The 25,909-nt window shown below is 66.4% G+C and carries 20 protein-coding genes; 6 read left to right on the top strand and 14 right to left on the bottom strand.

Features of this window, described 5'->3' with window-relative positions:
- Positions 1 to 214: 214 nt before the first annotated feature.
- Entirely contained in the window at positions 215 to 1,849 is a 1,635-nt protein-coding gene (locus tag IE191_RS13300; protein ID WP_191324859.1) for a tannase/feruloyl esterase family alpha/beta hydrolase, read from the top strand.
- Here the strand turns inward: IE191_RS13300 and IE191_RS13295 are convergent.
- The 5 genes from IE191_RS13295 to IE191_RS13275 form a co-directional block, all read right to left on the bottom strand.
- Entirely contained in the window at positions 1,792 to 3,279 is a 1,488-nt protein-coding gene (locus IE191_RS13295; protein WP_191324858.1) for an efflux transporter outer membrane subunit, read from the bottom strand. The two genes, IE191_RS13300 and IE191_RS13295, sit on opposite strands and share 58 nt — an antisense overlap.
- Positions 3,279 to 6,470, bottom strand: coding sequence for an efflux RND transporter permease subunit (locus tag IE191_RS13290; protein ID WP_191324857.1), 3,192 nt, complete (start codon positions 6,468 to 6,470; stop codon positions 3,279 to 3,281). The genes IE191_RS13295 and IE191_RS13290 overlap by 1 nt, the downstream gene beginning before the upstream one ends.
- Positions 6,467 to 9,619, bottom strand: a complete 3,153-nt coding sequence (locus tag IE191_RS13285; RefSeq protein ID WP_191324856.1) for an efflux RND transporter permease subunit — start codon at positions 9,617 to 9,619, stop codon at positions 6,467 to 6,469. The genes IE191_RS13290 and IE191_RS13285 overlap by 4 nt, the downstream gene beginning before the upstream one ends.
- The gene (locus IE191_RS13280; RefSeq protein ID WP_191324855.1) at positions 9,616 to 10,899 is read right to left on the bottom strand and encodes an efflux RND transporter periplasmic adaptor subunit; all 1,284 of its coding nucleotides are present in this window, start codon (positions 10,897 to 10,899) and stop codon (positions 9,616 to 9,618) included. The genes IE191_RS13285 and IE191_RS13280 overlap by 4 nt, the downstream gene beginning before the upstream one ends.
- Before the next feature lie 160 nt (positions 10,900 to 11,059).
- Positions 11,060 to 11,812: a Crp/Fnr family transcriptional regulator gene (locus IE191_RS13275; RefSeq protein WP_191324854.1), complete on the bottom strand. Its 753-nt coding sequence runs from the start codon at positions 11,810 to 11,812 to the stop codon at positions 11,060 to 11,062.
- A 196-nt stretch (positions 11,813 to 12,008) separates the two neighbouring features.
- On the opposite strand from IE191_RS13275, the gene IE191_RS13270 reads away from it, so the two are divergent.
- On the top strand, positions 12,009 to 12,242 hold the full coding sequence (locus tag IE191_RS13270) for a hypothetical protein (protein ID WP_191324853.1): 234 nt from the start codon (positions 12,009 to 12,011) through the stop codon (positions 12,240 to 12,242).
- A gap of 62 nt (positions 12,243 to 12,304) precedes the next feature.
- Here IE191_RS13270 and IE191_RS13265 read toward each other — a convergent pair whose 3' ends face one another.
- The 8 genes from IE191_RS13265 to IE191_RS13230 form a co-directional block, all read right to left on the bottom strand.
- Complete coding sequence (locus tag IE191_RS13265; RefSeq protein WP_191324852.1) at positions 12,305 to 13,219, bottom strand: SDR family oxidoreductase; 915 nt, start codon at positions 13,217 to 13,219, stop codon at positions 12,305 to 12,307.
- Between the two features lie 179 nt (positions 13,220 to 13,398).
- Complete coding sequence (locus IE191_RS13260) at positions 13,399 to 13,761, bottom strand: WYL domain-containing protein (protein WP_229815353.1); 363 nt, start codon at positions 13,759 to 13,761, stop codon at positions 13,399 to 13,401.
- Positions 13,762 to 14,028: 267 nt separating this feature from the next.
- A complete protein-coding gene (locus IE191_RS13255; RefSeq protein WP_191324851.1) occupies positions 14,029 to 14,997 on the bottom strand; it encodes a fumarylacetoacetate hydrolase family protein in 969 nt (322 codons plus the stop codon).
- A gap of 5 nt (positions 14,998 to 15,002) precedes the next feature.
- A complete protein-coding gene (locus IE191_RS13250) occupies positions 15,003 to 15,782 on the bottom strand; it encodes a cyclase family protein (RefSeq protein ID WP_191324850.1) in 780 nt (259 codons plus the stop codon).
- A 94-nt stretch (positions 15,783 to 15,876) separates the two neighbouring features.
- Complete coding sequence (locus IE191_RS13245; protein ID WP_191324849.1) at positions 15,877 to 17,034, bottom strand: alpha/beta hydrolase family protein; 1,158 nt, start codon at positions 17,032 to 17,034, stop codon at positions 15,877 to 15,879.
- A 5-nt stretch (positions 17,035 to 17,039) separates the two neighbouring features.
- Entirely contained in the window at positions 17,040 to 17,942 is a 903-nt protein-coding gene (locus tag IE191_RS13240; protein ID WP_191324848.1) for a VOC family protein, read from the bottom strand.
- A gap of 29 nt (positions 17,943 to 17,971) precedes the next feature.
- On the bottom strand, positions 17,972 to 19,087 hold the full coding sequence (locus IE191_RS13235; RefSeq protein WP_191324847.1) for an FAD-dependent oxidoreductase: 1,116 nt from the start codon (positions 19,085 to 19,087) through the stop codon (positions 17,972 to 17,974).
- Positions 19,088 to 19,190: 103 nt separating this feature from the next.
- The gene (locus tag IE191_RS13230) at positions 19,191 to 20,099 is read right to left on the bottom strand and encodes a LysR family transcriptional regulator (RefSeq protein ID WP_191324846.1); all 909 of its coding nucleotides are present in this window, start codon (positions 20,097 to 20,099) and stop codon (positions 19,191 to 19,193) included.
- Positions 20,100 to 20,296: 197 nt separating this feature from the next.
- On the opposite strand from IE191_RS13230, the gene IE191_RS13225 reads away from it, so the two are divergent.
- From IE191_RS13225 to IE191_RS13210, 4 genes are read left to right on the top strand one after another with little or no spacing between them, the layout of a single operon-like run.
- Positions 20,297 to 20,659 carry a c-type cytochrome gene (locus IE191_RS13225; protein WP_229815352.1) on the top strand — a complete coding sequence of 121 codons (363 nt, stop codon included), beginning with the start codon at positions 20,297 to 20,299 and terminating at the stop codon, positions 20,657 to 20,659.
- The gene (locus tag IE191_RS13220) at positions 20,656 to 22,281 is read left to right on the top strand and encodes an FAD-binding oxidoreductase (protein WP_191324845.1); all 1,626 of its coding nucleotides are present in this window, start codon (positions 20,656 to 20,658) and stop codon (positions 22,279 to 22,281) included. Before IE191_RS13225 ends, IE191_RS13220 begins: the two co-directional genes overlap by 4 nt.
- Positions 22,281 to 23,030, top strand: a complete 750-nt coding sequence (locus IE191_RS13215) for an SDR family NAD(P)-dependent oxidoreductase (protein ID WP_191324844.1) — start codon at positions 22,281 to 22,283, stop codon at positions 23,028 to 23,030. The genes IE191_RS13220 and IE191_RS13215 overlap by 1 nt, the downstream gene beginning before the upstream one ends.
- A 13-nt stretch (positions 23,031 to 23,043) precedes the next feature.
- Positions 23,044 to 23,946, top strand: a complete 903-nt coding sequence (locus tag IE191_RS13210) for an MBL fold metallo-hydrolase (RefSeq protein ID WP_191324843.1) — start codon at positions 23,044 to 23,046, stop codon at positions 23,944 to 23,946.
- A 117-nt stretch (positions 23,947 to 24,063) separates the two neighbouring features.
- Here IE191_RS13210 and IE191_RS13205 read toward each other — a convergent pair whose 3' ends face one another.
- Complete coding sequence (locus IE191_RS13205) at positions 24,064 to 25,905, bottom strand: DUF885 domain-containing protein (protein WP_191324842.1); 1,842 nt, start codon at positions 25,903 to 25,905, stop codon at positions 24,064 to 24,066.
- Between the last annotated feature and the right edge of the window lie 4 nt (positions 25,906 to 25,909).

Raw genomic sequence — 25,909 nt, 5'->3', positions numbered from 1 at the left:
CGTTTCGGGGAATAATGCAAACTTTGCGACGAGTTGAGACACACTGACTGTGCAACTCTTGCTGCACTGCGGCGAAATGGCCCCTCCGCTAACAAGCAGTCCAGGGTTTCGGGCCTGTGCTCCCTCATGGGCTTGAAGAGCAAGGTCATTCGTGGAATGACGCAAGCACATACCTTAACAATCGTGATGATTGGGGTATTGCGGGAGAGCAGGGATGACAAAGGGAGCGCAGCTTTGCCGAGCGACGGGCACGGCCATGGCGGGTGTTGCGTTGGGCGCGGTGCTGCCTTGGTCCGGCACGGCCCATGCCAGGCAGGTCACGCCGGTGTCGCTGGTGCAGCAATGCCCGCGTCTGGCCAGCGCTGCGTTTGCCCCGGCTGATGGCGCCCGCCCTGTGCGGATCCTGAGCGCCAAGGTAATCGCGGCAAGCCCTGCGGGCACAGGGGGCGCCGCCGCCCTGCCGGCGCATTGCCAGGTCGCTGGTGTGATCGATCCGCGCCAGGGGAAGGATGGGCGCCCCTATGGCATCCGCTTTGAAGTGAACCTGCCGTTGGCATGGAACGGCCGCTTCCTGTTGCAGGGTGGTGGCGGGCTGAATGGCAGTGTGCGGCCCGCCCTGGGCGATGTTGCTGCGGGCGATAGGCCTGCGTTGGCGCAGGGCTTTGCCGTGGCGAGCCACGACAGCGGCCATCAAGGGGCCGTGTTCGATGCCTCGTTCCGCAGCGATCAGCAGGCCACGCTCGATTTTGCCCAGGCTGCGGTGCCGGCCGTGGCGCAGGTCGGCAAGGCCATTGCCGCGCGGTTCTATGGCCGCGCGCCGGCCCACAGCTACATGGCTGGATGCTCGACCGGCGGGCGCGAGACGATGCTGGCGATGGAGCGCTACCCCGCTCTGTTCGATGGACTGGTGATCGGCGCACCGGCGATGCGCACCGGCTTCTCCAACTTGGGCACGGCCTATGCCAAGGTCATGTTCAACCAGGCCGCGCCGCGCGATGGGGAAGGGCAGCCGATGCCGGACAAGGCCTTTTCAGCGGCCGATCGCAAGACCATCCGCGATGGCTTGCTGGCGCAGTGCGATGCGCTGGATGGCCTGGCCGACGGCATGGTCATGGCCGTGGCGCAGTGCCGGTTCCGCCCGGCCACGCTGCAATGCCGCGAAGGACAGCACAGCGGATGCCTGAATGCGGCGCAGGTCGATGCGCTGACCCGGGCCTTTGCCGGTCCGCGCGATGCGGCGGGCCACGCGCTCTATGCGCCGGTGCCGTTCGATACCGGCGTGGTGGCGACGGACGGGCCGATTTCCGGCTACATCGTCGATGGCCGGGCCGATATCCTCGGGCCGCCCAACCGCGACCTGGCGATCGACCTGGACGCCCGCGCGGCCGCGATCCGCGCAGACTGGATGCAGGCCTTGACCGACACCGATGGCTGGACCGATCTCGGCACGTTCCTGGGGCACCACGGCAAGGTGCTGTTCTATCACGGCGTCAGCGATCCCTGGTTTTCCGCGCTCGACACGCTGGATTACTGGCAGCGGGCGGGCCAGGCCAATGGCACCGCCTGGGGCCAGTCCAGCCGGTTCTACATGGTGCCGGGCATGGCCCATTGCCGTGGCGGCGATGCGTTCGATCGCTTCGATCTGCTCGATGCCGTGGTCGCCTGGGTGGAGCGGGACAAGGCGCCAGACGCGATCGTTGCCCACCGCGCGCAGGGCGGGGTGGCCCGCCCGCTATGCCCCTGGCCGGCCTATGCCCGCTACAACGGCGGCGATCCTGCCGTGGCGGCCAGTTATTCCTGCGCCGGTGCGCCTGATGCAGGAGCAGTCGCTCCGGGCGCGGGGGGCTGATCCGTCCAGCGCCCGCCCACGGCCTGGGCCAGGGCGATGGCGGCGGTCTGGCGATCGATTACCGACTGGATCTCGGTCTGCCGGGCGGAGAGCGCAGCCGTCTGCGCGGTGATTACCGAGGTGTAATCGACGATGCCGTTGCGATACTGGTTGTTGGCAATGGTTTCGGCCTGCGTCGCGGCGGCTGTCGCCTCGGTGCGGCGTTGCGCCACCTGGGCCAGCACGCGGGTGCCGGCCAGGTTGTCTTCCACCTGCTGGAACGCGGTCAGCACGGTCTGGCGATAGGTCGCCACGGTCTGGTCATATTGCGCGCGCGCCTGGACCACGGCGCCGTGGCGGGCGCCGAAGTCGAGCAGCGTCATCGCTCCGCTTACGCCCAGCGACCACAGGCTGGTAGCGGCCTGGAACAACTGGTTGAGCACGCTGCTGTTGGTGCCCACGCTGCCCGAAAGCGTCACGTCTGGGAAATAGGCGGCCTTCTGAATGCCGATATTGGCGTTGGCGGCCGCAACGCGGCGCTCCGCGGCGGCGATGTCGGGCCGGCGCTGGAGCAGGGCAGCGGGCACTTGCGCGGGGATATCGGGCACCACTGGCTGCCAATCCACCGGCGCCAGCGCGAAAGTCGAGGGATTTTCGCCGACCAGCACCGCGATCGCATGCTCCAGCACCGCGCGCTGGCGATCGAGATCGGCGCGGGTCGCCTGGGCGTTGCTGAGATTGGTCTGCGCCTCGAACACGTCGGCGCGGGAAACCGTGCCGGCGTGATACTTGTTGGTCGTGATCGCCAGGGCGCGGGTATAGTCCACCACCGTGCGATCGAGCAACACGCGCTGCGCGTCGATACCGCGCAACTGGACATAGTTGGTGGCCAGTTCGCCCTGCGCCGAGAGGGTGGCATTGGCAAGGTCGCCCGCGCTGGCCTGGGCATTGGCCTTGGCCTGGCTCAGCGTGTTGCCGAGGCGGCCCCACAGGTCCGGCTCCCAGCTCGCGCCGATCGACAGCGAATAGCGCGAGACCGCCGCCCCGGTTGTCGTGGTCGTGGCGCCGGTGCCGCCCGAAACGGTCTGCCCCTCGAATGTCTTGGAATGGGTGCCGCTGGCCGACAGATCCAGCGTGGGAAACAGCCCCGAGCGTTGCACCTGCACCAGACCGCGCGCCGCGAGATATGCCGCGCGATAGCTGGCAACGTTCTGGTTGGTCACCTCGACGCGGCGCTCCAGATCGTCCAGCACGGGATCGCGGAACAAGTCCCACCAGGCACCGCGCGCCACTGCGTCCGACGGGCTCGCCGCCGCCCAGCCGGGTTCCTCCTTGAACTGCGCAGGGATCGCCACCGTGGTCGGCACGCGATAGGCCGGCGCCATCGAGCAGGCGGACAGCGCAAAGGCCGGCAGTGCGAGCGCGAGAAGGCGGGAAGAGGGCGCGCGCATCAGGCGGGTACTCCTTGAACGGGGGGCGGCGGGGCAGCGCGGCGGCGCCGGCGGCTGCGGAAACGGTCGAGCGCGAGATAGACCACCGGGGTGGTCATCAGCGTCAGCACCTGGCTGGCGACCAGGCCGCCGAAGATGGCGATGCCCAGCGGGCGGCGCAGTTCGGCGCCATCGCCAAAGCCGATCGCCAGCGGCAGGGCGCCCAGTGCGGCCGCCAGCGTGGTCATCAGGATCGGGCGAAAGCGCTTGAGGCAGGCCTCGCGCACCGCCTCGACCGGAGACAGGCCTTCGTTGCGTTCCGCCTCCAGTGCGAAATCGATGATCATGATCGCGTTCTTCTTCACGATGCCGATCAGCAGGATGATGCCGATCAGGGCAATGATATCGAACTGGCCGCCACTGGCGATCAGCGCGATCATCGCGCCCACCCCGGCCGAGGGAATGGTGGAGAGCGCGGTGAGCGGGTGGATCGCGCTTTCATAGAGAATGCCGAGTACGATATAGATCGCCACCAGCGCCGCCACGATCAGCAGCGGCATGCTGGAGGTGGACTGGGCAAAGACCTTGGCCGTGCCGCCGAATTCGCCGTGGACGGTGGCGGGCAGGGCCAGGCTGGCCTGCACTTGCGCGATCAGCGCCGATGCCTGGCCCAGCGAAACGCCCTGCGGCAGGTTGAACGAGATCGTGGCCGAAGGCTCGCCATCGGAATGGCTGACCGAGGCGTCGGTAGAGCCGGTGTTCCAGCGGGCGATGGCCGAAAGCGGGGTCATCGTGCGGGCCGTGGTGCTGACCGCGCTGCCGCTGGCGACCAGCGATCCGCCCGCCGCCGCGCCGCCCGAGCCAGTCAGATTGGCGGTGGAACTGGCCGAACTGATCGTACCGGCGACGGGCAGGTAGATGTTGTTCAGCGCTTCGGGCGAACCGTTGAACTGGCGATCGGCTTCCATCACCACGTGATACTGGTTGAGCCCGGAGTAGATGTTGGCCACCTGGCGCTGGCCGAAGGCATCATAGAGCGTGGCATCGACCGTCTGCATCGGAATGCCCAGCCGTGCGGCGGCGTCGCGGTCCACTTCGACAAAGGCGTCGGCGCCCGCGTCCTGCTGGTCGATATCGACATCGGTGATCAGATCGGGATGGGTTTTGAGCGCATCGACCAGCTTTTGCCCAGCGGCCTGGAGCACGTCGGCGTGATCGGCCTTGAGCACGTATTGATAGGTGCTGTTGGTCTGTCGGCCGCCCGCCTGGAGATCCTGCACCGGATTGAGGAACAGGCTGACCCCGCGCACGCGGGCAAGCTTGGGCCGCAACCGGCCGATCACTTCGGTGGCGGGCGGGCGCTGCGAGCGATCCTTCAGCGTGGCGAACAGGAAACCGCCGCCCGCGCGCGAACCGCCGGCAAACGAGACCACGGTATCGACCGCCGGATCGGATTTGACGATGCGGGTGATGCGGGTGAGCTTGTCCTGCAAATCGGCGAACGAGATCGACTGGTCGGCGCGCACGCCGCCCATCAGTCCGCCGGTATCCTGCTGCGGGAAAAAGCCCTTGGGCGCGATGGCGATCAGCCAGATGTTGAGCGCCACGGTGAGCAGCAGCACGAGCATGACCAGCCCGCGATGGGCCAGCGCCCAATCGAGATTGCGGGCATAGCGCGCTTCCGACCATTCGACTGCGCGCCGCGCCTTGCGCATGATCCAGCTCTGGCTTTCCTGACCATCGAGCAGGCGCGCCGCCAGCATCGGCGTGGTGGTGAGCGAGACGACCAGGCTGATCGCCACGGCGACCGACATGGTAAGGGCGAATTCACGGAACAGGCGCCCGACCAGGCCGCCCATGAAGATCAGCGGCACGAACACCGCCACCAGGCTGACCGAGATGGACATCACGGTAAAGCCCACTTCGCGCGCCCCGCGCAGCGCGGCAGGGATCGGCGCCATGCCTTCTTCCACGTGCCGACTGATGTTTTCGACCACCACGATGGCATCGTCCACCACGAAGCCGGTGGCGACGGTCAGCGCCATCAGCGAGAGGTTGTCGAGCGAAAAGCCGGCCAGGTACATCACGCCCAGCGTGCCGAGCAGCGAGGCAATCACTGCCGCTGCCGGGATCAGCGTGGCCCGCCAGGATTGCAGGAACAGCCCGACCACCAGAACCACCAGCAACGTGGCGATCAGCAGGGTGACTTCCACTTCGTGCAGCGAGGCGCGGATCGTGGCGGTGCGGTCTGACCCGATCGAGAGGTGAATGTCGGGCGGCAGCGCGGCTTGCAGCGCGGGCAGTTGCGCCTTGAGCGCGTCGACGGTCTCGACGATGTTGGCGCCGGGCTGGCGGCTGATCAGGATCGGCACGGCACGCTTGCCGTTGAACAGACCGATGGTGCGGATGTCTTCCGGCCCGTCGATGACGGTGGCGATATCCGACAGGCGCACCGCCGCGCCGTTGCGCCAGGCGATCACGGTGTCGCGATAATCGGCGGCGTGGCGCCCGGCCTGGTTGGAATAGACCTGGAAACTGCCGTTGCCGGTATCGAGCACACCGCGCGGGCGGTTGGCGCTTTCCGATTGCAGCGCGGTGCGCACGTCTTCCAGCGCGATGCCGGCGCGCGACAGCGCCAGCGGGTTGACCTCGATCCGCACGGAAGGCAGCGCGGCCCCACCCAGTTCCACGTTGCCCACGCCCTGCACCTGGAGCAGTTTCTGCTGCACCACGTTGGACACCGCATCATAGATTTCCGAAGGGCTGCGCGTGTCCGAGGTGAGGGCGAGGATCAGCACGGGGGCTTCGGCCGGGTTGGCCTTGCGATAGCTGGGATTGGCCTTGAGCGTGGCCGGCAAATCGGCGCGCGAGGCGTTGATCGCGGCCTGCACATCGCGCGCAGCACCATCGATATTGCGCGACAGATCGAATTGCAGGGTGATCTGGGTGGACCCCACGCCCGAGCGGGAGGTCATTTCGTTGACCCCCGCGATCGTGCCGAGATGGCGTTCGAGCGGGGCGGCGACGCTCGACGCCATGGTCGACGGGCTGGCGCCGGGCAGGTTGGCCTGCACCATGATCGTGGGGAAATCAACCGCCGGCAGCGGCGCCACCGGCAGGTTGAAGAACGCCGCCACGCCCGCCAGCATCAGCCCGATCGTCAGCAGCAGCGTGCCGACCGGGCGCCGGATGAAAGGCCCGGAAATGTTCATGCCTGGCCCGGCTCTGCGGTGGGCGTCGGCCGGTCCCGACGCTGCGCCTCACGCCGCTCGCGCCAGCGTTCCAGCCCCAGGAAGATCACCGGCGTGGTGAACAGCGTCAGCACCTGGCTGAAGATCAGGCCCCCGGCAATGGCGATGCCCAGCGGCTGGCGCAATTCGTGGCCCATGCCGCCGCCAAAGATCAGCGGCAGCGCGGCGAACAGTGCGGCAAACGTGGTCATCATGATCGGGCGGAAGCGCAAGTGCGCCGCCTGGCGGATGGCCTGCGCCGGATCGGCGCCTTCTTCGCGCATGGCTTCCAGCGCAAAGTCGATCATCATGATCGCGTTCTTCTTGACGATGCCGATCAGCAGCACGATGCCGATGATGCCGATCACCCCCAGGCCCGATCCCGTCAGCCACAGGCCGAGCAGCGCGCCGATCCCCGCCGAAGGCAGGGTGGAGAGGATCGTGATCGGGTGGACGAAGCTTTCATAGAGCACGCCCAGCACGATATAGACCACCACGATCGCGGCCAGGATCAGCCAGAGTTCGTTGGACAGCGAAGACTTGAAGGCCGAGGCGGCACCAGCGAAATTGGTGCTGACCGCGGCGGGCATGCCGATGCCCTGCTCGGTCTGCTCGATGGCCGAAACCGCCTTGCCCAGCGACACGCCCGGGGCCAGGTCGAAGCCGATCGTGGCGGCCGGGAACTGCGCCTCGCGGCTGACGACCAGCGCGGTCGGCCCGGTGCGGATCGTGGCCACGGTGGACAGCGGCACAGTGGTGCCGCCGGGCAGGGGAATGCGCAAGTCGCCCAGCGCCTGCGGGCTGGTGACGGAGCCGGGCTGCGCCTCCAGGATCACGCGGTTCTGGCTCGACTGGGTGTAGATCGTGGAAACGATGCGCTGGCCAAAGGCATCGTAGAGCGCGTTGTCGATGGTCAGCACCGACAAGCCGAGGCGCCCGGCGATGTCGCGGTTGATATCCACGGTCACCGCCTGCCCGCCGCCCATCACGTTGGACGTGACGTTTTGCAGGTGCGGATCGTCCTTGAGCGCGGCGGCCAGCCTTTCGCCCCACTGGTTGACCAGCGCTTCGTCAGCGCCTTGCAGCGAGAAGCGATAGGCATTGACTCCGGTGGAGGTGTCGATGGTCAGGTCCTGCACCGGGCGGAAATAGGTTTTCACGCCCACGATGCCGCTGGTCGCCTGGGTCAGGCTGTCGATCACCTGTTGCAGATTGCCGCGATCGCCCTCGCTCTTGAGATTGACGACCATGCGCCCTTGCGAAAGCGTGGGGTTCTGCCCGTCGACGCCGACCGAGGAACTGAGGCTGTCCACCGCCGGATCGGCCAGCAGCGCCTGCGCCACCTGGTTCTGCAACTGCGTCATGCGGGTATAGCCGATGTCCTGCCCGGCCACGGTCGTCACGGCGATCTGCCCAGTGTCCTGCTCTGGGAACAAGTCCTTGGGAATGATCCAGAACAGCAGCGCGGTGATCACCAGGGTGGCGGCAAAGACCAGCATGGTCAGCCCGCTGCGCGCCATGACCCAATCGAGCGCGGACATGTAGCGGCGGGCGAGGCCATCGAACCAGTCGCGCGTGGCGCGGGTCACGCGATATTGCCGTTCCTCGTGCTCGGGTTTCAACCAGCGGGCCGAAAGCATCGGCACCAGAGTCAGCGCAACCAGCGCGGAAATCAGGATGGTGACGGCGAGCGTCACGGCGAATTCGCGGAACAGGCGGCCGACCACGTCGCCCATGAACAGCAGCGGGATCAGCACCGCGATCAGCGAGACGGTGAGCGAGATGATGGTAAAGCCGATCTCGCTTGCGCCTTTCAGCGCCGCCTCGAACGGCTTCATGCCATCCTCAATGTGTCGCGCGATGTTTTCCAGCACGACGATGGCATCGTCCACCACGAAGCCCGAGGCGATGGTCAGCGCCATCAACGTCAGGTTGTTGATCGAGAAATCGAGGAAATACATCGCCGCAAACGCGCCGACCAGCGAGAGCGGCACGGCAATGCTGGCCACCACCGTGGCGCGCAGCGAGCCCAGGAACAGGAAGATCACCAGCGTGACGAGCACGACGGCCAGCACCAGTTCCATCCGCACGTCAGACACCGAGGCGCGGATGCCGGCGGTGCGGTCGGTCAGCACCGTCACGTTCACGTCGGCCGGCAATTGCGCTTCCAGTTCGGGCAGGGAGGCCTTGATTGCGTCCACTGTGCCGATGACGTTGGCGCCGGGTTGGCGCTGCACATCGAGCACCACCGCCGGTTCGCCGTTCATCCACGAGGCGATGCGGGTGTTTTCGGTGGCCTGGACTACCTGGGCGACATCCGACAGGCGCACCGGGGCGCCATTGGCAAAGGCAATGACCAGGTTGCGATAGCTGGCCACGTCGGAAAGCTGGTCGTTGGCGTCGATCGTCCAGCTCTTGGTCGGCCCGTCGAAGCTGCCCTTGGCGGCATTGGCGTTGGCATTGGCAATCGCGCTGCGGATCGATTCCAGCGACAGGCCGCGCGCGGCGAGCGCCGGCACATTGGCCTGGATACGCACCGCCGGCCGCTGTCCGCCCGACATCGAGACGAGGCCGACCCCGGAAACCTGCGCGATCTTGTTGCTGAACTGGCGCTCGACAATGCCCTGCACTTCGCCCAGCGGGCGGCTTTTCGAGGTGATGCCCAGCGTCAGGATCGGCGCGTCGGCCGGGTTGACCTTGGCATAGATCGGCGGCGCGGGCAGGTCGGTGGGCAGCAGGGTGTTGGCCGCGTTGATCGCCGCCTGGACTTCCTGCTCCGCAATGTCGAGCGACAGGTCGAGCCGGAACTGCATGGTGATGACCGATGCCCCGGCCGACGAAGCCGAAGTCATGCGCGTTAGCCCCGGCATCTGGCCGAACTGCCGCTCCAGCGGCGACGTGACGGTCAGCGCCATCACGTCCGGGCTGGCGCCGGGATAGAGTGTGGTCACCTGGATCGTCGGGTAATCCACTTCCGGCAGGGCCGAAAGTGGCAGCACGCGATAGGCGACCAGGCCAGCCAGCAGGATGGCGATCATCAGCAGCGTGGTAGCCACCGGACGCAGGATGAACAGCCGGGATGGCCCGCCGGGCTGGGCAGGGGCAGGCGCTTCGGGCGCGGACGTGCTCATCCCGCGTTGCCGGTGTCGCTGCGGCGGTGGTGCCGGCCGCCGGCTTCACCACCCTGGCCCTGAGCCTGACCACCACGGCCGCCCTTGCCGCCACGGTTGCCGCCCTTGTTGATGCTGGCGCCGTCTTCCAGGCCGTCTGCGCCCTCGATCACCACCGGCGCGCCGGCATCGAGGCCTGACAGCACGGCAATGCGATCGCCCGACGAGGGGCCGGTCTTCACCACGGTGAGCTTGACCGTGTTGTCGGGCTTGACCACGAACACGAAATCGCCCTGGCTGCCATGGCGCACCGCGCTGACCGGCACGGTGACCACATCGTGCAGCGTCTGCACCAGCATCGACACGTTGACGAAGGCACCGGGGAACAGGACGTTGCCGGCATTAGCAAAACGCGCCTTGGCCTTGACTGTGCCGGTGGTGGCGTCAACCTGGTTGTCGAACGTGAGGAAGCGGCCCGTGGCCAGGCGCGTGGCGTTGCTCTGGTCCTTGGCGTCCACCGGCAGGCCCTGGCCGGCGCCGGCGCTCTGGCCGATGGCGGCAAGCTGCGCCTGCGGTACGGCAAAGCTGACGTCGATCGGATCGACCTGGGTGATCACCACCACGCCATTGGTGTCCGACGGGGTGAGGTAATTGCCGATATCCACCTGGCGAATGCCGACGCGGCCGGAAATCGGCGCCTTAATCGCGGTGTAATCGAGATTGAGCATCGCCGTGCCGATGGCGGCGCGATCGGCGGCCACGGTGCCGACGAGCTGGCCCACGGTGGCGCGCTGGGTGTCCACTTGCTGGCTGGCGATCGAATCCTGCTTGAGCAGGGTCTGGTAGCGGTTGAGATCGAGCCGGGCCGAGACGAGCTGTGCTTCATCGCGCGCGAGGTTGGCACGGGCCTGGTCCAGCGCCAGCTTGTAGGGGCGCGGGTCGATCTGCGCGAGCACCTGGCCTTGGCGGACCATCTGCCCTTCCTGGAACAGGATCTTGAACAGCACGCCGGAAAGCTGGGTGCGCACCGTGGCGGTGACGATCGGCTGAACGGTCCCCAGCGCGGCCACCGTTACCGGCATGTCGGCCTTGGTTGCCGGAGCGATGTTCACCGCTGCGGGCGGACGACCGCCGCGCTTGTCCCCGCCGCTCTTGGCGATCCAGCGCGCGCCCAGCGCCACCAGCACGAACACCGCGATGATCGCCAGTGCGATCAGCAGCGTGCGCTTGCGGCTGCGCGGGGGCGGTGCATAGGGCTGGTGATCCGGGGAAACGGGGGTACTCGCTTCGTCAGCGCTCATCTACGAAACCCTTGCATGACTGTGCGACTCGACAGTCCCGGATCGAGCGCCCCGGTTTGTCGGCCAAGGTCTGAAAGGGTGCAAGCCGCGTTGTCTCTCGATGTGTATCAGAACGTCGCAGCCTGCCTATGGGCCTTGACGGGAAGGGGCAAATACCTGTTCACGCCGGCAATTGCTGGCTGGCCGGCGTGGCGCCCAGGGCAAAGCGCGGCAGGTGCAGATAGCGCGGGGAAAAACCGCTGAGCAGAGCCAGGCGAGTGGGATCATGCAGCGTGATCTGGCGCCCCCGCCAGCTCAACAACCCCCGCCCGCGCAGGTCCTGGACCACGCGGTTGACGTGAACCGGGGTGAGGCCGGTCGCCTCGGCCAGGGTGATCTGGGTGATCGGCGCGAAAAAGCTGCCATCCACGGCCAGGCCGATCGCGGCGAGGCGATAGTGCAACTCGCACAACATGTGCGCGATACGCCCGAAAGCCGGCCGCGCCGCGAGATTGAGCGTCCATTCGCGCTGCATGCCGAGCATGGCGCCAGCATCATAGGCCATGGCCTGACGCAGGCGGTGAGACTCGATGCAGGCCTGGTCGAACAGCTCGGGCTGGATCAGGGCGCAATGCAGCTCGTTGATCGCGCCGATCGAATGGTCCATTTCGCCCACGGCGAGCGCATCGGGATTGCACAAGTCTCCCGGCAGCAGGAATGCCACGATCTGCCGACGGCCATCCTCCAGCAACTTGTAGCGACAGCCCCAGCCATCCAGCACCAGCTTGACGAAATGGATGCCCTCTCCTTCGCGGATGAGATCGCTGCCGGCGGGCACTACGCGGGCATCGGTGCGAACGAGATGGTCGAGCAGATCGTGTTCGGCCTGCTCCAGCGCGACATAGCGTTCGAATTTGGCCTTGAGCGGGTTCATCATCGCCTGATGGCAAGGGAGTGGGCTGCGGAGCATGACCATGAAGCCAGGCGCAGTGCTCCCCGGCTCTCTGGCTGCGGGACAAACACACAAGCCCCGCGATGGTTCCCGGCCTTGATACAAGCTGCAATCTGCAACCATCCGGCGTTGCGGTCCGTTGGCACCGAACGCAAGCCCAAGCTGGAGGAGCCCGACCATGTCCGATACCCCGTCTGCGCAACCACCGATCCCGCTGCGCCCGGTGCGCGCCACGCCTGATGGCCAGCAGGCCTCCCGCGCGGAAGAGCGTGACAATCCCGGCCAGACGACGGGCGGCACCGGCGGTATGGGGGCGCCGCCACCCGATCCAACACCGATCGACGAGCCTGTGCCCGATCCGGTCCGCTACCCGCCGGGAAGCCGCGGTGAGGATCAGACCGCAGAGCGTTGAGGCAAGCGGGGCGCTCCCGGACAGGGCCAAGCAAGGCCTGGTTCGGGAGCGCCATCTCGCCATCAGCCGTTGACGACGATGCCGCCGTTGGGATGGAGCACTTGTCCGGTCATGTAGCTGCCGTCGGCGCAGGCCAGGAACAGGAACGAGGGGGCGACTTCGTTGGGTTCGCCCGGACGGCCCATCGGGGTATCCTCCCCGAAATGGCGGACCTTTTCGGGATCGGCGCCGCCCATGGGATTGAGCGGGGTCCAGATCGGTCCGGGGGCGACCGCGTTGACGCGAATGCCCTTGTCCACCAGGTTCTGGCTGAGCGAACGGGTGAACGCCGTGATCGCGCCCTTGGTGGCGCTGTAATCGAGCAGTTGCGGCGCGCCCTTGTACATCGTCACGCTGGTGCAGTTGATGATCGCGCTGCCGCGTTCCAGGTGATCGAGCGCGGCCTGCACCATGTGAAACATGCCGAAGATATTGGTGCGGAACGTGGCGTCGAGCTGGGCTGGCGTGATATCGCGAATATCCTCGGCCGGGTGCTGCTCGCCCGCATTGTTGACCAGCACGTCGATGCGGTCGAAGCGGTCGATGGTGGTCGCCACCGCATGACGGCAGAAGTCCGGATCGCCGACATCCCCTTGCAGCAGCAGGGCGCGGCTGCCTTCCTGCGCGATAATGGCAGCAGTCGCCTGGGCATCCTGCGTGTCGTGGCGATAGACGATCGCCACGTCGGCCCCTTCGCGCGCGAACAGCGCAGCCACGGCGCGGCCGATGCCACTGTCGCCGCCGGTAACGATGGCGACCTTGCCGGCGAGGCGACCCGATCCGGGATAGACCGGCTGCCACTTGGGCTCTCTGGTCAGGGCCTGTTCCTGGCCGCTGGTTTTGCCCTTCTCGCTCTGATTGGCGTCGGCCTGCTTGGCCGCGTGCTCGGTGTGGGTTTCGCCGGTCTTGCCAAGACTGGCGTGGTGCAGATCGTTCATGACAGGGGTTCCTTGGCCTGCGATGGCGGGCGCGATGTGCCCACCGGGAATGCCTTGCAAACCCGCCAAACGGCAAAAAGTGTCAGTGCCTTACATAAGTTGGCGCGGATCCGCGCCAGAACGAAAAAAAGGGGCCGGCCCCTTTCGGAGCCAGCCCCTTGGCTTGAAGATCGGGCGGATCAGACGGCGATCGCGGCCAGCAGCTTTTCCCCATAGCGTTCGTCGTTGGGGTCGAAGCCGGCAAAGACGCGCGCCGGCTCGGACGTGAGCACCACGTCGCGCAGGCCGGAAAGGCGGAACGTGCCGAGCTTTTCCTCGGCCGGCGCCACGCCGTCGCGTTCGTGGACCACGGCATCGACATGGGGTGCGCCGTGCCGCTCGAACAGGGCGTGCGGGGCCAGCGTCACGTCGCCGCGATTGTAGACGGCGCGCACGCACAGCTTGTTGGCAATGGCAAAGCCCAGCATGTGGACGGACTGTTCGATATCGGGCGCGCTATCCGCCTGTCCAGGGTTGCCGGAAGAAGTCTGATTCTGCTGCATCGCAACATTCTAGGCGAATCGACGCGACAGGGCAATCATGGCGAGGGGAAAAGGCCGAGACGCGATTGCGCGCACAACAAAACAGGCCGCATCACGCTGCGCTTTATCGCTTGCAAATGCGATCCATTATCAATAAAGGGAGGGAAGCAACGGGCCGAACCCTCCCGCCCGCTTGCGGATGGCTGGCTGCCATCCTGATCTCCCTGAACCTTTGGCGGGGCGCCGCACTTCGCCCCGCCATTTTTTTCCGTCCATTCTCGTACCGGGTCAGCCGGCCTGCACAACCTGTTGCGCGATCGCCCCGAACGGCGTGGTGCCGTCCTGCCCACGCGCTTCCATCCGCACGGTGTCGCCAAAGGCCATGAACGCGGTGGTCGGCTTGCCATCGGCGATGATCTCGATTGCGCGGCGTTCGGAAATGCAGCTTGAACCGACCGTGGCATATTCCGGGTTGGACACCGTGCCCGATCCGATCACGGTGCCGGCCACCAGGTCGCGGGTGCGGGCGGCATGGGCCACCAGCTCGACAAAGCTGAAATCCATCGCCCGGCCATTGGCCTGGCCGAAGCGCTGGCCGTTCCAATCGATCACGAGGTCCAGCGCGACGCGGTCATCCTTCCAGCCTTGGCCCAGCTCCGCCGGCGTGACGGCAAAGGGCGCCATGCTGCACGCTGGCTTGGCCTGAATCCAGCCAAACCCGGTCTTCATCTCGATCGGGGCGAGGGTGCGCAGCGACCAATCGTTGATCTGTACCACCAGCTTGATGTGCGCGGCGGCATCCTGCGCGCTGGTGCCCATCGGCACGGCGTCGACGATCACGCCGAACTCGCCTTCGAAATCGATGCCGTGGGCGGTGTCGCCGAACGGCACAGGGTCGGCCGGGCCATAGAAGCGATCGGACATGCCCTGATACATCAGCGGCAGGTCGGTCTCGATCGGCGGCATGTTGAATGCGATCTGCATCAGTTCGCCATGGGTGCCGAAAGCCGAGCCATCGAGCCACTGCCAGGTGCGCGGCAGCGGCGCGGCGAGCAGGGCGGGATCGAGTAGCTCGCCCGCGCCGGTGGCCAGTTCATCGGCCAGTGCGGCCAGCGCGGGTTCGGCCACAGCCCAGTTCTCGATCGCTGCCAGCAGATTGGGCAGGGCCGGCCCGCCCGCCAGATAGCGGGTGGCGTCGGCCGAAATGACCACGAGCCGGCCATCGGGCGTGCCGTCGCGCAAGGTTGCCAGACGCATCGGCATCACTCCTCGATGATCGCCACGGCACGGGTCCAGCCTGCCGAAGCGCCCTGGATCTTGTGCGGGAAGCAACTGACGATGAAGCCGTTGGCTGGCAGGCTTTCCAGGTTGTGCAGCTTTTCGAGGTGGCAATAGCCGATGTCGCGCCCGGCCTTGTGGCCTTCCCAGATCAGCGAGGTATCCCCGGTTTCCTTCACCTTTTGCGCGGTATAGCTGAACGGTGCGTCCCAGCTCCAGGCGTCGGTGCCGGTGACGCGAACGCCGCGCGTGGTCAGGTACATGGTCGCTTCATAGCCCATGCCGCAGCCCACGTTGACGAAATCGGGCCGGCCCAGCGCGGCGCCGGCGGCGGTGTTGACCAGCACGATATCGAGCGGCTGGAGATCGTGGCCGATGCGCGCCAGCTCGTCTTCCACGTCCTGCGCGGTGACGACATAGCCATTGGGAAAGTGGCGGAAATCGAGCTTCACGCCCTGCTGGAAACACCATTCCAGCGGCACTTCGTCGATGGTGATGGCCCGCTTGCCGCCGTCCATGGTGGGGTGGAAATGCCACGGTGCATCCAGGTGGGTGCCGTTGTGGGTGGTCAGCTTGACCCATTCGGCCGCGGCAAAGCCGGCGCCATCAATGGTATCTTCCTGCGTCACGCCGGGAAAGAAATGGCCGAGTTCGCCCACGGTTTCGGGGTGGGTCTGATAGGTGATCTCGGGCCGCATGAACGGCGGGTCGCTCACCACATCGTTGCACAGGGTGATCGACAGGTCGATGAAACGGCGGGCCATCGGGGGGATCCTCTCTTGGCGAAGCGGCCGGCCCGGCGCCTTGGCGCCCGGACCGGCCGGCATCGGTTGCATTATGTCAGGCGGTGCGTTCTCGTCAGGCGGTTTGGCCGCCCAGTGTCTCGGCAAACCAGTCGGCCAGCAAGTCCCTGCCATAAGACATGTTGTCCGCGCCGACATGCTCCACGCCGCCTTCGCGCGGGGTGAAGATCACCTTTTCGCGGCGCGGTGAGTTGACGAGCTGGTCATAGAGATCGTCGGCATAGGCCACGCTGATCTGGCGGTCGTTGGCGCCATGCGTCACCAGGAACGGCACGCGGATGCGGTCCATGTGGCCATTGAGGTTCATTGCTTCCGACTTGGCGAGGAAATCGTCCTGATCGGTGGCGCCGAACGCCCAATGCACGTGCGCCCAATAGTGCGGCACGGGGTTTTCGCCCTCGCGCTGCATGCGCTTGTCCTGCACTTCGCGCCAGTTGTGGTTGGCGCCCCACACCGCGCCGCTGGCAAAGCGCGGTTCATAGGCCACCGCGCGCGGGGCAAAGTGGCCGCCCAGCGAGATGCCGGTCATGCCGATCGCCTTGGGATCGACCTCGGGTTGCTGCTCAAGCCAATCGACCGCCCTGGATGCCCAGCTTTCCGAATGGGGATCGACGGGCAGGCCTTGCAGACGCAGGGTCTCGCCCGAACCGGGCTGGTCGACGCAGAGGGTGGAAATGCCGCGCCGCGCCAGTTCCACCGGAAGGTTGGTCCAATAGAGCAGTTCCTTGCAGCTATCGAGGCCATTGCAGAACACCACGACCGGCTTAGGCCCGTTCCCCGGAGCACGGGTGAACAGCGCCGGCATCGTGCCGTTGTCCAGCGGGATTTCCACCCGCTCGCGGTTGATCTTGCCCAGTTGCGTGGACTTGTCGAACGCGGCCCGCGCCTTGGCATAGGTTTCCTTGCGGCCGGGCGCGCCGTGGCCCTGCATCCGCTCGGCCGTGAACAGATAGAGCGAGGCCCGCTCCAGCTTGTTCGACGCGGAAAACAGCCGGCCCTTGGCTTCGTCTTCGCCGGCCAGTTCCAGCAGCTTTTCGCCCATGGCTGCCCAGGCCTTCATGAACTGCGGCGTGCCGGCGTCGGAACCGTTGGCCGCCGCATCCTTGATCGGCTGGCACATGTCGACGATCTCGCCGATCTTGCCGCCCGATTCCATGGCAATGGCGACCGACAGGTTCCAGATATAGTTCGGGAAATATTCAAACAGCGCCATGGTGATCAGACTCCGGCCGGCTGGAACAGGCGCGCGTCAGGCGCGGGATGCGGCATGGTCTGCGGGCCACCCACGCCGATGCCCCACTGGTCCATGATCGTCGGCGCGGGCGCGTGAACCTTGGCTTCGTGGGTCTCGAAATCGACCACTTCGAGATCGGCGGTGTATTCCACGGCAAAGCCGGCGGGCGTGGTGAAATAGCTGAAGGTGTTGTTGCCGGCGGTGTGGCGACCCGGACCCCAGCGCAAGTCGGTGCCGCGCTTCTTCAGGCGGCTGGCGCCGCGCATCATGTCATCCACCGTCAGCATGTCATAGGCCACGTGGTTGAGGCACGGCGGCCCAGGCAGGATGGCGACGCGGTGGTGCGCTTCGTTGCAGCGCAGGAAGCACATGAAATCGCCCAGCCAGTCGGAAACCTTGAAGCCCAGCACGTCGGTGAAGAACGTCACCAGCGCCTGGTGATCGGGCGAGTGCATCACGATGTGGCTGATCTTCACCGGCACGCCTTCCCAGCGCTCCAGCGTGCGCTGGTCGCCGCGCGCGACATCGGCCGAAATCTCGAACGGCAGGCCATCGGGCGAGAAGAAACGGAAGCCATAGCCGCCGCCGGGCGCATCGAGCGTGGCCGGCGCATGGATGATCTTGCACCCGGCCTGGGCCACCTTGTCGTGCAGCGCGTCGACATCGGCCGCGCTATCGGCGGCAAAGGCGATCACTTCCACATGGTTCACTTCGGCCTTGTGCAGGCGCACCACGTGGTGCTCGTCATGGCCCTGCGCCTTGAACCATGCCATGTCGTCGGTGGCGGCCACTTCGGTCAGGCCCCAGTCGTTGGCGTAAAAGGCGCGTTCGGCGTCGAAGTTGTCGACGCCATAGCCGACATAGCGGATTTCGGTCACTCGGCTCATTGTTTTGAATCCTTGCAGATAAATCGGGGTCAGATGGGCTGCGCGACCATGGCAAACATCTCGGCCGTGGCCTTGTGGTTGTCGATCTGCGGGCCTTTGCCCAACTGGCCCATGCAGATCGCCAGCGAGCTTTCGACGATATAGCGGCAGCGTTCGTAGCGGCGCGCGCGATAGGCGGTGAAGGCTTCGTCCACGCTGCCCGCGGCGGTCAGTTCCTCGGCCAGGACCAGCGCATCCTCGATCGCCATGCCGGCGCCCTGGCCGAGGTGCGGCGTGGTGGCATGCACGGCATCGCCCAGCAGCACGACGCGGCCCTTGTGCCACGGGCCATGCAGCATCATGCCTTCCAGCGGACGATAGACTACGCCTTCGTCGTCGGTGATCTGGCTGGCGAGCGCCTGGATCTGCGGCGCGGTGCCGGCCAGCTTGCCGCGCATGGCCGCCGCGAGACCTTCCGTGGGATAGCGCGGATTGTCCGGCTCGGGCGTGGTGACGTACATGTACATCGTTTCGGCCGAGATCGGCACCAGCCCCACGCCGGTGCGTCCGTTGTAAACGTGCAGTGCATCCAGATCGGCCGGGCGCGGAAAGTTGTAGCGCCACACCGCCTGGCCGGTGAACTGCGGCTTTTCCGCGTCGGGCAGGATCATCTGGCGAAGCTGTGAATAGACGCCGTCGGCGCCCACCACCACGGCAAAGCGATCGGTGCTGCCGTCCGAGAACGTGACGGTGACGCCATCGGCATCCTCGTCCAGCGCAGCCACGGTCAGGCCCAGCCGGATGTCCGCGCCCAGTTCCCTGGCGCTGTCGCCCAGCACGCGCTGAAGCGCGCGGCGGCCGATGCCGACGTTGGACGGGCGGCCTTCGACCAGCGAGGGCGTGGGCACGCGCGCCACGCGGGTGCCATCGGGAATGTAGATTTCCACCGCGTCAAAGCCGCAGGCGGCGTCCAGAAAGGCATCGAGGACGCCTAACTGGTCCATCGCCCGGATCACGTTGGATTGCTGGATGATGCCCACGCCATAGACCGACCAGGTCGGATCCTTTTCGATGATGGTCACGCGGTGGCCGGCGCGTCGCAGCGCGATCGCGGCCGATAGGCCGCCGATACCGGCACCCACCACCAGAATGGGCAAGTCTTGCACGTCAGGTCTCTCCCGGAAGGGTTGGTTCTTGCGGAGACACCGTAAGGCGGAACAGGAATTTGGATACTAGATTGTTTTTATCATGATCCATCCATGGAATGGATCAACTGCGGTAGGCCGCTTCGCGCAGGCGTGCCATCAGCCAGCGCAACCCTTCGTCGCTGGTGCGGGTGCGATGGTATTGCACCATCTCGCGCATGGGCTGGAACGCGAACGGCAAGGGCGCCATCGCCAGTGGAAAGGCTGCCATCAGCCGGCGCGCCAGGCGTTCCTGCATCACGGCCATGCGCTGCGTGCTCATCAGCATCCACGGGATCGTGCTGAACGAGGGCGCTTCGATTTCCACGCGGCGGACAATGCCCATCTGGTTGAGTTGGCGATCAGCAAAGGCATGATCGCGCGAGGCGCCGATCCGCACCGAAACATGGCCGGCGGCGAGGAAAGCGTCGAGATTCGGCCCACCGGCGGCAAACGCGGGATTGTCCGCCCAGCCGACGACGACGTGGCGTTCCTCGCACAGCAGTTCGCTGGGGTGGTCCGACAGGATGAATTGCTCCGGTGCGATCAGCAGATCGGCGCGGCCGTCGCGCAGATCCGATTGGGCGGCGTCGCTCGGCAGCACCAGTTCGATGCGCAGCCCCGGGGCCAGGCGCGGCAGGGCTTGGAGTACCGGCGCGAGCACGGCTGTGACGACATAGTCCGACGCGACCAGGCGAAACGTGCGCTGCGTGGCGGCGGGATCGAACCGGCTGGTGGTCGCCAGCATCGCTTCCACCGTGCGCAGGGTCTCGCGCACTTGCGGCACCAGCGCCTCGGCAAAGGCGGTGGGATACATGCGCTTGCCCTGGGCCACGAGCAGATCGTCGGCGAAATAGTCGCGCAGCCGGGTCAGTGCGGCGCTCATTGCCGGCTGGCTCAGGTTCATTTGCCGGGCGGCGGCCGAAACGCTGCGGCTTTCCAGCAGCACATCGAACGCGGCCAGCAGGTTGAGATCGAGACCTTTGAAGCGCATCTGCCATTCGTCGATCGTTAGGTGGAATATCGATCCATAGAGTGGATTGATGGGCCTGTCTGCCTCTTCGCGCCGTTTTCACCGCGTGAAACGCAGGGCGCCGGTGGTCGTGGCGCGTGGGCAGGGTGGGGGATACACCCTGAAGGGCAAGGGCACGCGCCGACAGAACCGCACGGCCCGGCAGACAAGAGGGGATGATGACAAGGTCCATGCTGATCATGCTGGCGGCTGCCCTGCCGCTGCCGGCGATGCCCGCGCTTGCCCAGCAGGGAGGCGCTCCGGCCGTGGCCACACCCGTGCACCAGGCATTGGGCCAGGTTCTGCCCAAGCGCAGCCCAGAGCAGGTCTATGCCAAGGTTTGCGGTTATTGCCATGGCCGCAACGTCGGCCCGATCATCCTCGGGCGGGGCCTGCCGGCCGAAGCGGTCCACTACATCGTGCGCCACGGGCAAAACGCGATGCCGGCGTTCCGGCCCACCGAAATCACTCCGGCCGAACTCGATGCCCTGTCGCCATGGGTCTCGCAAAGCCCGGCCCGCAAGGAGGAGCACGGACAATGAGCCTCGATCTCGATCGCCGTGGCCTGCTCGGCGCGGGCCTGGCCGGTGCTGCCAGCATCGGTCTTGGCACGGGCGCGAGCGCCGCCAGCCCGGCGCCGCTTGCGCCGGGGCGCAGCATGGCGGACTTTGCGGGCGCGATGAAAGCGTTTCGCGGCGTCGTCGGCGCGGAATGGGTATTCGGCGATGAAGAGGCCGTCGCTCCCTACGACAAGGCCTATATCCCCGATCCGGCGCACCGCTACAAACCGGTGGGCGCGGTCTGCCCGCAATCGCTGGAGGAAGTCCAGGCGATCGTGCGCATCGCCAACCAGTATCGTCAGCCGCTGTGGACCGTCTCCACCGGCAAGAACATGGGCTATGGCATGACGTCTCCGGCCACGCCGGGGCAGGTCGTGCTTGATCTCAAGCGGATGAACCGCATTCTTGAGGTTGATGCCGAGCTTGGCACCTGCCTGCTGGAGCCAGGCGTTACCTATCAGCAGCTCAAGGACTATCTCGACGAGAACAGGATCCCGCTGTGGATCGACGTGCCAACGGTTGGCCCGATTGCCTCGCCGGTTGGCAACACGCTCGATCGCGGGGTGGGCTACACGCCCTATGGCGAGCATTTCATGTTCCAGTGCGGCATGGAAGTGGTGCTGCCCAGCGGTGAGGTGATGCGCACCGGCATGGGCAGCATCAAGGGCAGCACGGCGTGGCAGGCGTTCAAGTGGGGCTATGGCCCCTATCTCGACGGGCTGTTCACCCAGTCGAACTTCGGCATCGTCACCAAGATGGGCCTGTGGCTGATGCCCCGGCCGCCGGTCTACAAGCCGTTCATGGTGCGGCACGGCGAGATGGCCGACGTGCCCCGCATCATCGAGGCGATGCGCCCGCTGCGCGTGTCGAACCTGGTGGCCAACTGCAACCTGATGATGAGCGCGAGCTATCAGCTCGCCATGTTCAAGCGGCGCAACGAGATCGTGCCCGATGGCGCCCCGCTTGATGATGCCAGCGTGAAGAAGGCGGCCAAGGCCAATGGCCTGGGCATGTGGAACACCTATTTCGCGCTCTATGGCACCGACGAGACCATCGCCGGGGTGGAGCCGATCATCCGCGCCAGCCTCTCCGCCAGCGGCGGGGAAGTGCTTACCGCCGCCGAAATGGGCGACAATCCCTGGTTCCATCACCACCAGACGCTGATGCAGGGCGGCCTCAATCTCGACGAGATCGGCCTTCTGCGCTGGCGTGGATCGGGAGGCGGACTGGCCTGGTTCGCTCCGGTCGCCGCCGCGCGCGGGGTGGAGGCGGAGCGGCAGACTGCGCTGGCGCGCCAGATCGTCGAAAGCCATGGCTTCGACTATACGGCTGCCTACGCGATCGGCTGGCGTGACCTGCACCACATCATCGCCCTGCTGTTCGACAAGGCCGACGCCGCCGAACATGCGCGAGCCGATGCCTGCTACAAGGATCTCGTCGTGCGCTTTGGCGCGCAGGGCTGGGCCAGCTATCGCACCGGGGTCAATTCGATGGACCTGGTGGCCCGGCAATATGGCGAGGTGAACCGCCGCTTCAACGCCACGCTCAAGCACGCGATCGATCCCAACGGGATTCTGTCGCCGGGCAAATCGGGGATCATCTGATGCGCTTTTCCAACAAGACCGTGGTCATGACCGGCGGCGCCACCGGCATCGGCGCGGCCACCGCCATGGCATTCGCCCGCGAAGGCGCCGCCGTGGTGATCGGTGACTGGAACGAGGAGGCCGCCCACGTTGCCCGCGCCATTGCCGAAGCCGGGGGCCGGGCCACGTTCCACAAGGCCGACGTGCGCGATCCCGCCAGCCACGCCGATCTCGTCGCCCTGTCGCTCGATACCTATGGCTCGCTCGACATGGCGTTCAACAACGCCGGCGTCCTGCCGCCGCCACTGCCGTTGCACGAAGTGCCGCCCGAAAACCTCGACCTGATCTTCGACGTCGATATCAAGGGCGTGTTCTATGCCATGCAGGCGCAGATCCGTCATTTCCTGCGCGTGGGCGGCGGGGCCATCGTCAATACCGCGTCGGTTGCGGGCCTGGTCGCCGATCCCAACATGTCGCACTATGTGGCCGCCAAGCACGCCGTGGTGGGCCTGACCAAGGCAGCGGCCGTGGAATATTCCGCGCGCGGCATCCGCATCAACGCCATCGCCCCGGGCTTCATCGCCACGCCGATGACCCAGGCCTGGCTCGACAGCGAGGATTTCAAGGCCGCGTTCTTTGCCCACAACGTTTCCGGCCGCGCCGGGGCGCCAGAGGAAGTGGCGGGCACCGTGCTGCACTTGTGTTCCGACGCCGCCAGCTTCTGCAACGGCGCACTGTTCGTGATCGACGGCGGCCAGACCGCGCATTGAGGGAGACCGTGCAATGAAAATGCGTTTCATGGCGCTGGCGTTAGCGCTGCTGGCGAGCAGTCCGGCCCTGGCCCAATCCGCCACCCAGTCCGCCACTGGGCCGCTGGAATACGAAGTCATTCCCACCGGCCCCATCAGCATGTTTGCCAATGTCACCCTGATCAAGGGCGAGAAGGAGGCGGTGCTGGTCGACGTGCCCTTTGCCCGGTCTGACGCCTATCGCGTGGCCGCCGCCGTGCTCGACAGCGGCAAGCACCTCCAGACCATCGTGATCACCCATGATCATCCCGATCATTTCTTCGGGCTGGACGTGCTGGCCGATGCCTTTCCCGATGCCAGGATCGTGGCCAACCCAGTGGCTGCGCGCGACATGGCGCGCTCCATCCCGATCAAGTTCAAGCGCTGGAGCGGGCAACTGGGTACCAATGCCCCGCGCCGCCCGGTGCAGCCCCAGGCGATGACCGGCGACAGCATCGATCTGGAAGGGCATCGCTTGCAGGTGCTCGGCCCGATGCAGGGCGACCATGTCGATTCCACCGTGGTGTGGGATGCGCAGAGCCACACGCTGGTGGCGGGCGACGTCCTCTACAACGGCGTCCATGTCTGGCTGGGCGAGCACACGCCGGAACGCTATGCCGCGTGGCTGGCCACGCTCGACCGCCTAGACGCGCTGCACCCGGTCACCGTGGTGGCCGGCCATCGCCATCCCGGCGTGGCCAACGACAATGGCGCGATCGGCTGGACGCGCGATTACATCAAGACGTTCGTCGCCGCGCGCGCTGCCAGCCATTCCTCGGCAGAGATCGCGGCGGCCATGAACAAGGCCTATCCCGACGCCACCGAGGTCTATGGCGGCTTCCTGCTCGGCACGTCGAGCAAAGTGGGCGCGGGTGAAATTCCGCCGTGGGATGAGTGAACCGAAACGGCGCGTGGGGCCCCGGGTCAAGCCCCGGGCGACGAAAATTACTGAAGCGAGGGCGTCGCCCCGGACTTGATCCGGGGCCCTCCGCTACGCCTCAAGCCACCCGCTCGATCAAGCCATCGCCGCAGCGATATAGCCGTCGATGCACTGGTCCAGCACCGGCAGCGGCATCGCGCCCGGCAGCAGGCCGGCATCGTGGAACTTGCGGATGTCGAACTTGCTGCCCAGCGCCGCGCGCGCCTTGTCGCGCAGGCGCAGCCAGTCCAGCTTGCCCAGCATGTAGCTGCATGCCTGGCCCGGCCACACGCAATAGCGTTCCACTTCGGTGATCGCCATGGTCTCGGGATCGCCGATGGTATCGGTGTAGAACTTCACCGCCTGTTCGCGGCTCCAGCCCTTGGCGTGCATGCCGCTGTCCACCACCAGGCGCACGGCGCGGAAGATGCTGTCGTGCAACTGGCCGACATGGCCCAGCGGGTCGTTTTCATAGACGCCCATTTCCACCGCAAGCTGTTCGGCATAGAGCGCCCAGCCTTCGCCATAGCCGGAGAAGAACTGGATCTTGCGCAGCGTCGGCAGGCCCGCTTCCTGCGCCAGCGAGAGTTGCAGGTGATGGCCCGGCACGCCTTCGTGATAGGTCAGCGTGGGCAGCGTCCAGCTCGGCACTTCGGCGGTGTCGCGCAGGTTGATGTAATAGGCGCCGGGGCGCGTGCCGTCGAGCGAGCCGTTCTGGTAATAGCCGCCCGGCGCGCCCGCTTCGGTGGCCTTGGGCACGCGGCGGATGTCGAGCTTGGTCTTGGGCAGAGTGCCGAAATACTGCGGCAGGCGCGCTTCCATCGCCTCGACCTGGCGGTTGAGGTCGGCCAGCAGCTTGTCCTTGCCTTCGTCGGTATTGGGATAGCGGAACTTGGGATCGTCATAGAGCGCGCGCAGGCGCTGCCCGACGGTGCCCTGGGTGTACCCCTGCGCCTTGAGAATGGCGTCGGCCTGCGCGCTCTGCTGGGCGATCAGGTCCAGCCCGGTGCGATGGATCTCGTCGGGCGCCATGTCGCTGGTGGTATAGCTTTGCAGCGACAGGCGATAGAGTTCCTCGCCCTTGGGCAGGCGGGCAACCCCGGCGGTGTGGACCGCCTTGGGCAGCAGGCTTTCGAGCAGGGCGATCTGGCGATCGAGTGCGGGCTGCACGCGGCGCGCCACGATGGTTTCGGCGCGCTTGTCCCAGGCGCCGGCAATGTGCTGCGCAGCGGTACGGTGGGTGATCGAGGCGACCATGTTGGACTGCGCGGCGGGCACGTTGCGCAGCGCTTTCAACTGCGTGAGCGCCTTGGCGAGGATGAAATCGGGCGGAATGACCCCGGCGGCCACGTCGTGGCGCACGGCGGCGCTGTCCTGGTCGATCGCGGTGGCAAAGGCATCGAGACGCGACAGATAGGCATCGGCATCGGCCGCATCGGCGATGGTGTGCTGGCTATCGAGGAAATCGGGGATCTGCTGATAGCAGCCGGTGAGCTGGCTGACGACATAGGGCGAACCGACGGTGGCGAACGAGCGGTTCATCGTGTCGTTGAGTTGGGTGGAATAGAGAATGCTGGCAAGGTTCCAGCGGTTGTTTCCGGTCAGCTTGGCAGCGTCGATCTTGCGCAGGGCGGCCAGATCGCGCGCGGTGCGGGCCTTGGCATTTTCCCAGGCATGCAGCGACCGATCATCGAGCCGCGCCTTGGCCCCGGCATGGGCGCCACTGTCCACGCCCAGGCTGGTGGCCATTTCCGGCGAATGGGCAAGCTGATCGGCCAGCATCGTCTCGAACAGGGCGTTGAGGCGCTGGTCTTCTGCGCTGCCGACAGCGGGCGCGGCACCCGGTGCAGTGGCGGCGGCGCGGGCGCTGCCCAGGGTGGAAAGGGCGGCCAGCCCTGCGCCGGCAGCGCCGGCCTTGAGGATGTGACGGCGGTTCATCGGC

This window comes from Novosphingobium pokkalii, assembly GCF_014652855.1.
Lineage (GTDB): Bacteria > Pseudomonadota > Alphaproteobacteria > Sphingomonadales > Sphingomonadaceae > Novosphingobium > Novosphingobium pokkalii.
This window is presented reverse-complemented; position numbering and strand designations above follow the sequence as displayed.